The sequence below is a fragment of the Symploca atlantica LB2515 genome, from assembly GCF_052546295.1.
In genome coordinates, this window is the sequence record NZ_JBQWMT010000001.1 from 4,986,635 (window position 1) to 5,000,597 (window position 13,963).

Sequence of the window (13,963 nt, forward strand, 5' to 3'; positions counted from 1 at the left end):
AAGTAATTGCCCATAAATAAAAGTGATTAATTAGAATCTGTGGAACTTTCCTGCAAGACAGAATACGCTCTTCTGGCTTTACTAGAGCTATCTGGTCATTACAACCAAGGAGAGCCGCTACAAATCAGACAAATTGCGGCTGTGCAAAATATTCCTGACCGATACCTAGAACAGTTGTTGGCAACTTTGAGACGCGGAGGGCTAGTGCGTAGCCAACGGGGAGCTAAAGGAGGTTATCTTTTAGCGCGAGAACCCTGGAATATTAATCTTTTAGACGTCATCAACTGTCTGGAAGGCTCAGACTCCAAAGCTTCCCCAACGGAAAAAACTTTGGGCACGCTGGAAAGTACCATAGTCGGAGAAATTTGGCAGGAAGTCCAGGATCGAGCTAACGATGTCCTAAAAGAATACACACTTCAGGATTTATCCGAGAAGCGGGAGGCTAGACAGCAACTGGACATCATGTACTACATTTAGGGCTTTAGCAGTGAATGCTTGACAACAGCAGCCCAAAGTACCAACAAAAAACGATGAAAATCTCAAATTTTGTTGAATAGGAATCAAGTTGTAAAAAGTTTAACCTAACATCTTAATCATGCCCATTCACCTGTTAATTAGGAGAATCTAACCTAAATAAAGCTGGTGAACCATCGAGTTAAGGACTAGAAACTCAGAAGTTCTTCTAGTTGTTGTCTGGTAGCTCCATAGTCCTCCGGAGCTACCCAATGCCTATTTAATGTCACTAACTTACTTAAGGCGACATACTTTTAATTAAAATAACCCTCTCGTGGTGCCTTTAACTAGAAACTTCAAGAAGCTCGAAAGTATCCTAAAATCCCCTTGTTAACCACTAATAACTTTTTCAAGTCATGCGTATTGCACAAGATATTACACAACTTGTAGGTCGGACACCTTTAGTACAATTAAACCGTATTCCTCAAGCCGAAGGCTGTTTAGCTCGCATCCTGGTGAAATTAGAGGGAATGAACCCTGCCGCTTCGGTGAAAGACCGCATCGGAGTCAACATGATCAATGCAGCTGAGCAGGAAGGACTGATCAGCCCAGGTAAAACAATATTAGTAGAACCAACTTCGGGAAACACTGGCATTGCTCTAGCAATGGCATCCGCAGCCAAGGGCTATCAGCTAATTTTGACGATGCCAGATACCATGAGTACCGAGCGACGGGCAATGTTAAGAGCTTACGGCGCTCAGCTCGAACTGACACCAGGAATTCAAGGAATGAGTGGCTGCATTCGTCGCGCTCAGGAGATTACCGAGACGACTCCTAATGCTTACATGCTGCAACAGTTCCGCAACCCAGCTAACCCACAGATTCACCGAGAGACAACAGCAGAAGAAATCTGGGAAGACACTGAAGGACAAATAGATATTCTCGTGGCTGGAATTGGCACCGGTGGAACCATTACTGGTGTCGCTGAAGTTATCAAATCCCGGAAACCGAGTTTCCAGGTGATCGCTGTGGAACCGAGCAGTAGTCCCGTTCTTTCGGGAGGTTCTCCAGGGCCTCACAAAATTCAGGGCATCGGTGCTGGCTTTATTCCCGAAGTCCTGAAAGTTGAGCTGCTCGATGAAGTGATTGCCGTCACTGACGAAGAATCGATCATTTACGGTCGTCGTCTGGCACGGGAAGAAGGCATACTCTCCGGCATTTCTAGCGGTGCAGCTCTGTGCGCTGCCATCCAGATGGCTCAACGCCCGGAAAATGAAGGTCGCTTGATAGTCATGATTCAGCCCAGCTTTGGAGAACGTTACTTAAGCACTCCCCTCTTCCAAGACCCGGAGCCACGAATACCCGCTGTTGTGAGTTAACTCTCTTATTAGCTTGCTGGAAAACTAACCAGGGGCGCAAAAACTTTGCGCCCGTCTCTTTTGAGGCTCTCAGTGAGCATTAGAGATGGAGATTTGCCAAGATGCGATAATCTCTGGCTTTGACGCTGCGCTGCTACTAGAGAGTACCCCAGGCTAAAGACCGACCAATTTGGTTGTGTACTCAACATAAAAAGTAGCTCAGAAAGAGAACTTCACTGGTACTTTTAGTCGAAAGTTTTACTCTGAAAGAAAACAGAAAAGCGCGGTAGGTTAGAGTTGTTCAGTGGTTTATGCTCGTCTCACCAGTAGCCACTGGCAAATTTCTTATCCACTGGCTAGCTTTCTATGTTTATACGACTACGAGCGCTCTCATGTCAGACTCCAATCATTACGAAACTCTCAATATCAGCCTTCAAGCCACCCCGGCAGAAATAAAAAAAGCTTACCGCCATCTAGTCAAACTCTTTCATCCCGATAGCCAGTGTGAAACTTCCGATCCCGAAAAAATTGTTCGGCTTAATGCTGCCTATGAAGTATTAAGTGACCCTCGTCGCCGCCGTTCCTACGACCGCCAGTTACAAACACAAATCTTTCAAACAGATGGCTCAAATCGACAACAGCGAACAGCCGCTGCTCAGAAAAATTACCAGCGTTATCGACAAACGGCAAAAAACGCCGATGCACATTTGAATGATTGGTTAAAAACTGTTTATCGGCAAGTCAACTATTTAATTAGTTGTATCCTCAATCCTTTAGAGAGCCAACTTGATGAACTATCTGCTGATCCCTTTGATGACGAACTCATGGCAGAGTTCCAAGCTTACCTAGAAGATTGTCACTACTACGTTAATCAAGCTCAGTTGGCATTTCGTTCTCAACCGAATCCCGCTACTGTTGCTGGTGCTGCGGCTAACCTCTACTACTGTCTCAATCAGTTAAAAGATGGTATAGAAGAGCTAGAAACTTTTACACTTAACTACGACGACCACTACTTACATACGGGTCAAGAACTCTTCAGAATTGCTAGCAGTCTACGTTACGAAGCTCAAGAAGCAGTCAGAGATAGAGACTTTGCTTAGATCAGCTTTAGCAATACTTTTGAACAATGGTGGAGAGCTGTTATTCAGCGGCAAACCCCTAACGTTCAAAAATCTTTGTCTCAGCTAGCCAAGTTTGTCGAGAAGGAAGTCCAAGGAGTCGGAACTAGAAATTTCCACACCATTTCGTTTATCCTGAAATTAATTGTGCTTTACGGAACTTTACATTTTTTTGATTGTTCACATTAATAATCCAATGAATAATGAAGTGCATCATTAACCGCCGCGCTAAGTTCTCAGCTTCTCACCGCTACTGGTTAGCAGAGTTGGATGAAGAGAAGAACTTCCAGAAATTTGGTTTAGGCAGTCGGTTTCCTGGTCATGGACATAACTATGTCCTATTTGTCTCCCTTGCTGGGGATCTCGACGAGTATGGCATGGTGCAAAACTTGTCTGAAGTAAAAAAGGTGATTAAAGGGGAAGTCACCAGTCAACTGGACTACGCCTATCTCAATGATGTCTGGTCAGAATTTCAACAAACTCTACCTACTACAGAAAACATTGCCCGGGTAATTTGGCAGCGATTGGCTCCTTACCTACCACTGGTAAACATTCAACTGTTTGAACATCCAGAACTTTGGGCTGACTATCAAGGAAATGGCATGGAAGCTTATCTCACTATCAGTACTCACTTTAGTGCCGCTCATCGCCTCGCTCGTCCTGACCTCAATTACGAAAAAAACACTGAGATATATGGTAAGTGTGCCCGTCCCCATGGTCATGGACACAACTACCATCTTGAGGTGACAGTCAAAGGCACAATTGACCAGAACACAGGTATGCTCGTAGATTTAGGAGCTTTAAATAAGGTAATTGAGGACTACGTAGTTGAGCCACTAGACCATACTTTCCTCAATAAAGATATTCTTTACTTCGCCCAGATTGTTCCTACTGCTGAGAATATTGCTATTTATATCCGGAACCTACTCCAACAACCAATTCAAGAGTTGGGAGCTGCGCTTTACAAAGTCAAGTTGATTGAAAGTCCTAACAATTCCTGCGAGGTTTATTGCTCTGACTTGCCGTTAACCTCGATTAGTGTGCAGGGAACGGAAGCGCTGGTAACTCCACTGTAAATTACTAGGGATAGTATCGAGGTTAACAGAGGTAAGACGAGCATAGTGAAGTCTAATGAAAATATCTTGACAAAAAATTCTTTGTTCTTGCTATATTCTTCGGTTCTACCAGCATTTTAGCCTTAGCCATTCACGAGCTTCTGAACTAGGGAAAGGAGCTTTTCGACCGCCAATTTCTGAGAGAGAATTGGCGGTCATTTATCTATGTCTGCACGAGGCTATACTCCTATCGATATCAGACCGAGGAATTAAATTGTCTGCGAAGCTTTCCGATGGACTTTGAGATTTTTACGCTACTATAGGAGGCTGTATATAAATACAATAATTAAATTACCATGAAGCTGTCTACTCCCTGTTAATGCCTTTTGGATTAATAACTGTAAGGAACTCAGGATTTTTTCTTGCGGACTAAGGTAAGCTGAGACCCGATTGATAGCATCCTGCAGGTGTTATTGTTCCCAAGGTAAACATCAAGGATTGATTGATGCCCTCATTTCCGGATGATTGCCACTTATTTTTGTAAAAAGTGAAGGTCTAAGAGCGCATCAGCAGGATATACCTAACTTTTGCAATAGGCGTCCTGTATTTTAGCAAGTCGTTAGGGAACTTTTGGTAATATGGGCAAAAGTTAGTCAGTCTGTTGTTGTCTCCAGCTGCCTTGCTCCAATGATCAAATGTCCCAATTTAAGGTAAAGGTGGAAGAAATATGGAATCTGAGCAAAAATCTGAATATACCGAAAGCATTTCCCCCAAAGAGGAAGCCCAGAAAGTCCAAAAACCAAAAGTAGAAGTAAGAGTTGACCAGCCCGGTGCCATAACACAACTTCCTCCCCCTGAGCCATCAACAGACGAACCCTGGCAAGAATGGGTACAGCCTGTGGTGGAATTCGTGTCAAAACTGCCTGACTATGCTGCGGTTTTCTTTGAAAAGTATCAAAGACCACTGATTATCATTGCCTTGCTTTTGTCAGGTGTAGTCACCGTTAAAGTAACACTGGCAATACTTGATGCTATCAATGGTGTGCCTCTATTGGCACCAATTTTTGAACTAGTGGGTATTGGTTACACTGGCTGGTTTGTTTGGCGCTACTTACTGAAAGTGGAGACACGCCAAGAACTAGCAGTTGAGTTTGAAGCCCTCAAAAAACAAGTAGTAGGCAAAGAGTCCCACAATAGCTAGACCTCGCATAGTTTTTGGCTCCTAGCTCAAGCCTCAGCCAGCGCTGTTGTCTCGTGACGCTGGCTCTTTCATTATTTATGAGAAACTGTTAGCAAGAATGATGAAGCATTTTGATTTCTGGACAAAATGACCTAGTGTCATACAGAACTACCCCATTCAAAAATCCATCATTAATTGTTCCATATCTAGATTTGAAGCAACTTGAGCTAGTTGGGAAAGGTCGGTTGTATCGGCTAAATAGGGTAAAGTGCCCAAAACCGGGACGTTAGTTAGAGATTGAATAAGTTCAATTGGTGCCCAACCAGCAATTTCCTCATCGGACAAAGGTCTGACACAGTTAAGAACAATACCTTTGAGATGGACTCCTGACTGGCGCGCTAGAGCAACATTAGCTACAGCTTGAGAAATCGCGCCCAGTTTTATCGGTACTACCAACACCACCGGTAGCCGCCAATCCCTTGCTAAATCTGCCACAGTAAGTTCATCAGTTACGGGTGAGCCGAGTCCTCCTAGTGCTTCGACTAGTACCCATTGGCGTTTCCGCCGCAGGTTTTCAAAAGCCTGCCAAGCAAGCTTTAAATCCACCCCTGTGCCTTCTTGAGCTGCTGCTAATGGTGGTGCTACTGGCAACAGAAACCGTAAAGGCGTTATTTCTTCCGCAGCTTGGTTCAGATCAAACAGCTGAGTATATAGTTCACAATCACCACTCCCCGTTTGAATAGGCTTAAAAATTCCCAAAGTTTCTTGAGAACGGTAAGTTTGCCAGTAAGCCGCCAGAGCACAGGTCAAAACTGTTTTGCCAACTGCTGTATCCGTGCCAGTAATTAGTAGTACGTTCAAGGCTAAATCACTCTTGATTGCGAACGCTAACGCGTAGGGTAAAGTCTGACTCCCTCTCCGGGGTTCTCACCTCAATCATATACTCACCACTACTAGGTACAGCGTATTCTAGACCACCTAATGCTTCTGGTACTAAACGACCATTAGGAGAGCGAACATCTAAAATCACACTACCTCGGACTATTTCTGCTTTCAGTAGCTGACCCTCTTGAATCCTAACTAGATAGCGCTTAACTGTGTTGGGGCGAGTCTTATCATTCAAAGTCACTCCCGAAGCGCCAGGAGGGATAGAAAGCTGTTCTCTATCAATTGATGGAGACGGGGATGGCGATGGCGATGGGGACGGAGATGGAGACGGAGATGGAGACGGAGATGGAGACGGGGATGGCGATGGAGATGGAGATAGGGATGGCGATGGCGATGGAGACGGGGATGGAGATGGAGATGGAGATGGAGATGGAGATGGAGACGGGGACACCGGTATTGGGAAGGGTGATGGTGGCAACGGGGATGGTGACGAGAGCTGCGTTTCAGTCAAATCAAGGTCTAGCTGGTAATCATTATTGGCTGCATCCTGAACTGGATTGAGTTGAATTGTGTAATCACCAGTTACAGGGAGAGTTCCTTTCCATTGATTTACTTGAATTGCCTGGTCATTGACTGGCTGTTGGTCTGGTTGTCGGACACTCATCACTACCCCATCACCCAATAGAGAAGCACTCAGAACTTGACCTTGCTTGCCTGGGATCACATAGTTAACGCTGGAATTTCCTATTAAACTACCTGATTTTGACAGAGGTTCACCAACTACCAAATTCAAACGCCCACCAGAAGAAATAGGTTCTAGTGGGGTTGTCTCGACGGGTGTTGGGGTAACGACTTCTTCTTCTTGTCTGCCAGATTTACCCAGAAATGCCCACAAAATAAGCCCCACCAGCAAGACTAAAGCTGCACCAATCCCAAGAACTAGCCAAGGTTGAGGTCGTCTTAAGTCATCTGTGGGTCGAGAAGTTGCAGGAGCGGATCTTTGGGGAGTTCCGGGACTAGAACCATTTGGCTCAGGAGGACGCCCTACAGCTACAGTAGCGACTTGCGAGAGGTTGTGATTGGGATCTGGCTGTTGAGGTGCGCCAGCCGAAGGTTGCAGCGCTTGTAACACTTCCATAGCAGATTGATAGCGATCACCTGGATTTTGATTGAGCATCCGGTTTAACACTTGGGCGAAGTGATCGCTAACACTAGTCCACTGCTGCCAGTGCCAAGTTTGTTGAGTGTTATCAAAAAGTTCTCTGGGATCTTTGCCTGTCAGCAGTACAACCCCTGTCACGGCTAAGGAATAGAGATCGCTACTGGGATAAGCTTTGCCCCTTTGGGTTTGCTCGATGGGTGCATAACCAGGCTTACCGACAGTTGTTGCTGGTGTTGAAATGTTGGGATTGTGTAAACGAGTTGCCAGTTCCTTGACCACGCCAAAGTCAATTAAAATAGGCAGACCATCCGTATTGCGCCGAATAATATTATCTGGTGCAATATCCCGGTGAATGATATTTTTACTGTGGATGTAGTCTAAAACTGGTAGTAGCTGCTGTAATAGCTGCTTGACTTCAGGTTCTGAGAAAATTCCAGAGTTGGTAGTTGCTCCTGAGGACGGTTCTGGGGGAGTGATATCCGGATTCGCCCCTTGAGATTGTAGGCCCAGAAACTGAGTTTTGCGCTCAACAAGTAGTTCAAAATAGGTTTTACCATCCACATACTCCCTTACCAAAAACAGCCTACCGTCTTGTTGAAAAGTAGCTCGGAACTGGGGAACTTGTGGATGTTCAATTTGATACAGAGTTGTTGACTCTCTTTCAAAAAGTTCTCTCGACTTCTCTAATGCATAGTCATCTGTTTGAACAGGAATTAATTCTTTGAGAGTACAAGGTTCATTGAAGCGATTTAAGTCTTCTGCAAGATAAGTTCGACTAAACCCGCCTTGACCAAGAACTCTAATCAAGTGGTAGCGGTTTTGCAGAGTAGTTCCTGAAGCAATTGGTGGTTCCATAATTTTATAAATCGGTTTTACAAAACACCTAAACGGTAGCTTACAACAATTTTAATTTCACTAAGAATCAGGCTGTTTGTTTTTACTTCTTTTGCAGTTTAAAGTAGTTAAGGATCTATGTTTGGCAATTTCGTCTACTGTTTGAGGGCAGAGAAAATTAACATTAGCACTTTAATTTTAATTAAAATTAATTTAGCTCTCAGATTTTGACCAGCATATATTACTTTTTGGTTTTAATTACTTAAAAACATCAATTCATGATTGAGATTATTTCTAGGGGCTTCTTACAGGTAAAACATTTGTCAGTTCGGGTTTTTTGTTTATTAAGTATCTTGAGGTCAATTTTCCCATACTTCACTATTCAATAGTTTTCGGGAACAGCAACACTTTGTTGTTTTTCTTTGCAAAAATTATTTTTTCTTGATAAAGTTAGGCTCGCACAACCAGAAGCACTCCCTTACTGGTTTAAGTAATTTTCTAAAAACCTAGGTGTGATCATCGAGAAGTAAGGCAGTTGAGCTTAAGTAACGCTTGGGTTTTGATTTTTTTCAATAGCATTTGAGCTGAGTAAACCATCATTTCTTGGTGTTTTTACCACTATTAAAAGTAATGAATTTGTTTCATCTTCATGATTGATTAATGATCATCGGTGTGAGTGGTAGCAATGGTTAGTGTGATCATTCCAGTCAATTTACAGGAAATTATTAGAAATATTGATAAGCTGGAATGATAACATTGCGATGAAACAAGCTTCGAGGGTCTGCTGTGAGCCTTTCTGGAACTTTAACGCTTCAGCCTACGCTGCCGCCTCTTGCGGAGGGGAATCGTCTACGACTATTTTCCGGTTCTTCTAATACTCCCCTAGCAAAGGAAGTAGCTCGTTATCTGGGCATGGACTTAGGACCCATGGTTCGTAAACAATTTGCCGATGGCGAGTTATATATCCAAATTCAAGAATCAATTCGTGGTTGTGACGTTTATTTAATCCAGCCAACTTGCCCACCGGTAAACGCTAACTTAGTAGAATTACTAATCATGATTGATGCTTGTCGTCGAGCATCAGCGCGGCAAATTACCGCCGTAATTCCCTACTATGGTTATGCTAGGGCAGATCGCAAAACCGCAGGCCGTGAATCAATTACCGCCAAACTAGTTGCTAACCTGATTACTGAGGCAGGTGCCAATCGGGTATTAGCAATGGATTTACACTCAGCCCAAATCCAGGGCTATTTTGATATTCCCTTTGACCATGTCTACGGTTCGCCAGTAATCTTAGATTATCTAGCTTCTAAGCAACTATCGGATATTGTTGTCGTTTCACCAGACGTCGGCGGTGTTGCTAGAGCTCGTGCTTTTGCTAAAAAGCTTGATGATGCGCCATTAGCCATTATCGATAAGCGACGACAAGCACACAATGTTGCCGAAGTAATGAATGTCATCGGTGATGTCGAGGGTAAAACCGCAGTGCTGGTAGACGATATGATTGACACCGCAGGGACAATCACCGCAGGTGCTAAAGTACTTCGCCAAGAGGGGGCTCGTCAGGTATATGCCTGTGCTACTCATGCTGTATTTTCGCCGCCTGCTGTAGAAAGACTGTCTTCTGGCTTATTTGAAGAGGTGATTGTCACTAACACTATCCCTGTTCCGGAAGACAGATGCTTTGAACAGCTTAAGGTACTATCGGTAGCTAACTTACTAGGGGAAACCATCTGGCGAATCCATGAAGACTCTTCAGTTAGCAGTATGTTTCGCTAGTAGCTGACCCCAATAGCCCTCTAACATGCTACATACTAAGTACAAAAACTAATGCTGCTTAGCTTGTCTTGCAAAACTTGTCAGCTAAAAACAACAAATGCTCAAAGCCTGATCCTTTTTTTAGGAGACAGTCAGTACCAAATGACTGTCTCCTAAAAAATATTTGAGACCAATTGAGATAATCTACTGAGGGAAGATAACAAGATTGTCCTTGTCTTCCCTCATATTTATTGAACTGGGTAGATTATTTTTCCAGAATTAGTTAGAAAATATAGCCGATATTATGAATCTTGCGGTTAGCACAACTTCCCTTAAAACACTCAGAAAATGTGACCGTTTTAACATCCTAATGAGGTAGAGAATAGCCTGATTTAGCTGATTAATGCATTGCTACTCAGAGGATAAATCAGTATCACAGAGTAGCAATAAAATAGATTCAAGCTGATGTACTCAAAGATTTGTTAATGAGTTTGCTAATCTGATCGCGATTAGTTTCAATCAGTTCTTTTTGCTCTGGCCAAAATAGCTCAGGTAGTTGCTCTAGAGAAAACCACTGTGGTTGGTCATGTAGAGGGTCAGTTGGGATACCTTCTACTTGGTCAGTAATAAACAGGAAATAATAGGTTTTTTTCCAAGTCCGCTTGGAAAAAGCCAATCTCTCCCGCACTCCTAGGGGAGCAATCAATTGCAAGTTAACGAAACCAGCTTCTTCCTCAATTTCGCGACATGCTGCTTGTTCAATACTTTCGCCAGCTTCGACACGTCCTTTAGGCAAAACATAGCCACTTCTTCTATTTTCTTTAATTAGGGCAATGTACATCTGCTCATTCTCTAAGCGTGCAACCACACCGCCTGCGGATGTTTCTTTCTCAATTCCAGGAGTGTACTTGTACCAAGTTTCGTCAATCATTTTGTCTGCCTATCGCTTCTGTTAATCCAATCCGGTAAAACAAAGATAGATAATGCCAACCATAATAATTACTAATCGGCTAAGTATGAAATCAACAGTAGTTGTTAGCTCACAATAGTCACTTCTCCAGTATCCAAATCGTAACGACCACCAACTAATTTCAGTTTGTTTTCCTCAATTAATTGAGTGATAACTGGAGACTCTTTCAACTTTTCCATTTGTAGCAAAACATTATCTCTAACTGCCAAATCAACCCGATCACCAGTTTTTCCTTCCGACATAGCTAAAGCTGGCTTAATTGCCAAAATTATGCTGCCAATTTGACCAGGAACCGGTTTACCTGTCAATGCTGCCTTGACCGCACCGCAAGATTCATGCCCCAATACCATTAAGACCTTTGAGCCTAAGATTAAGGTGCCAAATTCAAGACTTCCAATCTCCTCCGGTGTCGCAATGTTTCCTGCATCACGAACTACAAATAAATCCCCCAGTCCTTGGTCAAAAACGATTTCTGGTGGCACCCGGGAATCAGCACAACTAAGAATAGAAGCAAAAGGAAACTGCTCCTGGGCAACTTCTTTAAGACGTTCAACATCTTGGTTAGGTTTTTGGATTTTTTTTTGCACGAAACGTTGATTCCCTGCCATCAACTTTTCTAAAGCTTGATCAGGAGTCAGGTCATTTTGGGCAACCACAGGTTCTGGAAAAACCAAGTCAGAGCCGATTTTTGCTGCTAGCGTACCTATTCCCACAAATGCAGTACCTAACTTCAGCAGATTTCTTCTAGAGAAATAACTTTTTTGCTTTTTTGTTGACATCGGACTCTATCTTACTTACAACAACTTAAAACTTATGCTCAATTAAAAAACTTTTAGCTAGCCAAAAACTGCTAAACCAGGCACTTATTGAATTTCACACTGCCTTTCAGGGGCATTCAGGATGACGCCCACCCTGGACACAAATAAATTTGATCTGCTTAGCATCTAAATTTTTGACTTTAGCAAAATTAACTCCCTTGATGCGGGCAACTGAAGCTACATTGGGAGACACCTCAATAAATTGATCTGACTCGACAGGAGTCGTTTTAGCAAAAGTGGCTCCCTGCAAATCTGCTCCTGCTAGATTCGCTCCCTGTAGGTCAGCAGAACTCAAGTTAGAGTTACGTAACTTGGCATTCTGCAACTGAGCATGTCTCAGATTTGCGCCAACTAGCTTAGTTGAACTTAAATCAGCATCTCGGAGTCTGGCATTGCTCAAATTTGCCCCGGAAAGATCTGCCTCCTGCCAGCTCGATTGAGTTAAATCAGCAAAGGAAAAATCAGCTCCAATCGCGTTAGCCTTGCCCGCAAGAACACTACGCAGATTAGATTGGGCTAATTTTGCCTCTCCCAAATATGCACCCGTCAAGCTAGCGTTTTCCAAAATGGCTCCCTTTAAATCTGCTCCTATGAGTTGAGCACTACTAAGATTAGTGCCAACTAAGCTGCTCCCAGATAAATTGACTCGGTTGAGACTTGCCCGAATTAAATTGCTGCGATTGATCACAGCATTGTTGAGAATAGCACCAGTTAAGTCCACTTCCTTGAGGTCAGCACCGCTAAAATCGGTAATCCAATCATCGAACGTACCAAAACGTTGATCTTCACCAGGTCCGTAGAAGCGGCTTCCTCTTAAACTAGCGTTGTTTAAACTTGCTGAGCGGAAGTTGATTCCAGACAAGTCTAGATTATCTAGAATCAGGGTAAATTGAGCTGCTCCGATGCTAAACTGACCGAGATTAGCCGCACTTAGATTAGCATAGTGGAGCTGACCGGCGTAGATGGTAATAATTTTGACGATCGCCCGGTTAGTTGCTTGTTGACGCCAAGCCACTAGCTGCTGCTCTTTAACTGTTCCCCGTCGCTGTAGTACTTTTTGGTCATTTTCTAAGGATTGATTGAGACGTCGCAAAGCTGGTAAGGCATTGGAGCCACTACTGACTATGCCCTGCTCCAGGGCATTAATTAAGCTAGGCGTCTTTTCCTGAGCCAGTAAGTCCACTAGTAAAGGAACAGCACGGTCATCTTCAAGCCTTGCTAGTGCGAGTATTGCTCCCTGTCGCTCTTCTATCGCTGTTGCTGAAGTAGAGCTTAATTGCCTAACTAGTGCGAGAAATACCTCATTTTTCTGCTGTTTGAATTCCCGCTGATTTGCCTGACCTTGAATATAAACTTGGGTGCCAAAAAAGGTTCCCAGTATACAAGCCATACTGCCAAACGACACAATTAGTAGAGTCAAGCCAGGATGTCGCCGCATCCAAAGCCAAAAATTGAGAGGCTCTTGCCGGGGCTTTGGGCTGATCACAATGGTTGTGACATTACGACCAGGACTTGGACGATGAGCTGTCTGCTCGTCGGGAACACCCCAACGGCTTTCCACCTCCAGTTCTACCTGCTGATTAGTCTGTAATGGTCGGCAGGGCGGGAAACCTGCTCCATGGCGCAAGACAACTCCACCAGCATCTAGGACATAGGTTCCTGCGAGTTGGTCGTGCAAGGCACGGCGTCGAGAGTGGAAAACGGAGCAAGCGCTCTCCGCTAAAAAGATAAATCCCGCCATGCCCAACAAAATACCTAGGTTGGGAAAAGCACCGGTGTAGCGCCAGAGCAGATAAGCAGTTCCGCTAGGTAATAAAGATCGCCCTACTCCCTCACGCCACACTGCACGCACTAAACCAGGAGGCGTTCCATAAACTGTGACTACCTGAACGCCAAACCAACGCTTGGCAGTAGTCTGACCCGTTTTTCCCAGAAGATACACCTGCCGACCTACCACTGCCACTGGTATTGCTATTGCTGAACACCAGAATAAATTCGTCAGTGGTGCCACCCACCGATTAGCTTGTCCTCGCAGAGGGTAAGCCAGAGTTTTGGCGAGCGCTTCCTCGGTAGATGCTAGTACTGGGTTTAAGGGAACAGGTTGGGCTGTTTCCTGCTGATTGGCATATAAACCGATGCCGTAAGGGACTAGTGCCGAAGCTACAACTATTGAAGCTTCCAGAAGAACAGCCAGACAACGCCGCGTCACCAATGGCAATGCCAGGTGAACCCGTAACGACAATGACCGTCTACCCTCTCGACTTTTGACTCTTTTGATAGTGGGGCTAGCCATGCTCCAATTTCAATCCACGAGTTAGAGTTTACACTTACTTTTGATCTTGGAGGACGGCAACTGCCCTAGTTCATAC

11 protein-coding genes are annotated in these 13,963 nt (G+C 44.1%); 6 read left to right on the top strand and 5 right to left on the bottom strand.

From position 1 onward, the window contains the following. The first annotated feature begins 39 nt into the window (after positions 1 to 39). The 5 genes from ACT7WV_RS20720 (at position 40) to ACT7WV_RS20740 (ending at position 5,185) form a co-directional block, all read left to right on the top strand. Positions 40 to 477 (top strand): RrF2 family transcriptional regulator, encoded by a 438-nt coding sequence (locus tag ACT7WV_RS20720; protein ID WP_445104707.1) that lies wholly within the window; start codon positions 40 to 42, stop codon positions 475 to 477. A 392-nt stretch (positions 478 to 869) separates the two neighbouring features. Then, on the top strand, positions 870 to 1,832 hold the full coding sequence (gene cysK / locus ACT7WV_RS20725; protein WP_445104708.1) for a cysteine synthase A: 963 nt from the start codon (positions 870 to 872) through the stop codon (positions 1,830 to 1,832). 371 nt (positions 1,833 to 2,203) lie between these two features. Further along, a complete protein-coding gene (locus ACT7WV_RS20730) occupies positions 2,204 to 2,911 on the top strand; it encodes a J domain-containing protein (protein WP_445104709.1) in 708 nt (235 codons plus the stop codon). A 221-nt stretch (positions 2,912 to 3,132) separates the two neighbouring features. Further along, entirely contained in the window at positions 3,133 to 4,005 is an 873-nt protein-coding gene (locus ACT7WV_RS20735) for a 6-carboxytetrahydropterin synthase (protein WP_445104710.1), read from the top strand. Between the two features lie 706 nt (positions 4,006 to 4,711). Beyond that, positions 4,712 to 5,185: a CAAD domain-containing protein gene (locus tag ACT7WV_RS20740; protein WP_445104711.1), complete on the top strand. Its 474-nt coding sequence runs from the start codon at positions 4,712 to 4,714 to the stop codon at positions 5,183 to 5,185. A 156-nt stretch (positions 5,186 to 5,341) separates the two neighbouring features. Here ACT7WV_RS20740 and bioD read toward each other — a convergent pair whose 3' ends face one another. Together bioD and ACT7WV_RS20750 are read right to left on the bottom strand one after the other, a co-directional pair. Next, a complete protein-coding gene (gene bioD / locus ACT7WV_RS20745) occupies positions 5,342 to 6,025 on the bottom strand; it encodes a dethiobiotin synthase (protein ID WP_445104712.1) in 684 nt (227 codons plus the stop codon). A 7-nt stretch (positions 6,026 to 6,032) separates the two neighbouring features. Further along, the gene (locus tag ACT7WV_RS20750; RefSeq protein ID WP_445104713.1) at positions 6,033 to 8,069 is read right to left on the bottom strand and encodes a protein kinase domain-containing protein; all 2,037 of its coding nucleotides are present in this window, start codon (positions 8,067 to 8,069) and stop codon (positions 6,033 to 6,035) included. A gap of 765 nt (positions 8,070 to 8,834) precedes the next feature. Here ACT7WV_RS20750 and ACT7WV_RS20755 point away from each other — a divergent pair. Continuing rightward, entirely contained in the window at positions 8,835 to 9,827 is a 993-nt protein-coding gene (locus tag ACT7WV_RS20755) for a ribose-phosphate pyrophosphokinase (RefSeq protein WP_445104714.1), read from the top strand. 436 nt (positions 9,828 to 10,263) lie between these two features. Here ACT7WV_RS20755 and ACT7WV_RS20760 read toward each other — a convergent pair whose 3' ends face one another. The 3 genes from ACT7WV_RS20760 to ACT7WV_RS20770 all read right to left on the bottom strand — a co-directional run bounded on the left by ACT7WV_RS20760 (position 10,264) and on the right by ACT7WV_RS20770 (position 13,887). Next, positions 10,264 to 10,737, bottom strand: a complete 474-nt coding sequence (locus ACT7WV_RS20760) for an NUDIX domain-containing protein (RefSeq protein WP_445104715.1) — start codon at positions 10,735 to 10,737, stop codon at positions 10,264 to 10,266. A gap of 104 nt (positions 10,738 to 10,841) precedes the next feature. Next, positions 10,842 to 11,555, bottom strand: a complete 714-nt coding sequence (locus ACT7WV_RS20765) for a carbonic anhydrase (protein ID WP_445104716.1) — start codon at positions 11,553 to 11,555, stop codon at positions 10,842 to 10,844. A gap of 106 nt (positions 11,556 to 11,661) precedes the next feature. After that, positions 11,662 to 13,887, bottom strand: a complete 2,226-nt coding sequence (locus ACT7WV_RS20770; RefSeq protein ID WP_445104717.1) for a pentapeptide repeat-containing protein — start codon at positions 13,885 to 13,887, stop codon at positions 11,662 to 11,664. Between the last annotated feature and the right edge of the window lie 76 nt (positions 13,888 to 13,963).

Excerpts from the sequence above, each read along its gene's own strand:
- cysK (WP_445104708.1), top strand. The coding sequence starts at position 870 with ATGCGTATTGCACAAGATATTACACAACTTGTAGGTCGGACACCTTTA.
- ACT7WV_RS20730 (WP_445104709.1), top strand. The coding sequence starts at position 2,204 with ATGTCAGACTCCAATCATTACGAAACTCTCAATATCAGCCTTCAAGCC.
- ACT7WV_RS20735 (WP_445104710.1), top strand. The coding sequence starts at position 3,133 with ATGAAGTGCATCATTAACCGCCGCGCTAAGTTCTCAGCTTCTCACCGC.
- ACT7WV_RS20740 (WP_445104711.1), top strand. The coding sequence starts at position 4,712 with ATGGAATCTGAGCAAAAATCTGAATATACCGAAAGCATTTCCCCCAAA.
- ACT7WV_RS20750 (WP_445104713.1), bottom strand. The coding sequence starts at position 8,069 with ATGGAACCACCAATTGCTTCAGGAACTACTCTGCAAAACCGCTACCAC.
- ACT7WV_RS20760 (WP_445104715.1), bottom strand. The coding sequence starts at position 10,737 with ATGATTGACGAAACTTGGTACAAGTACACTCCTGGAATTGAGAAAGAA.
- ACT7WV_RS20765 (WP_445104716.1), bottom strand. The coding sequence starts at position 11,555 with ATGTCAACAAAAAAGCAAAAAAGTTATTTCTCTAGAAGAAATCTGCTG.
- ACT7WV_RS20770 (WP_445104717.1), bottom strand. The coding sequence starts at position 13,887 with ATGGCTAGCCCCACTATCAAAAGAGTCAAAAGTCGAGAGGGTAGACGG.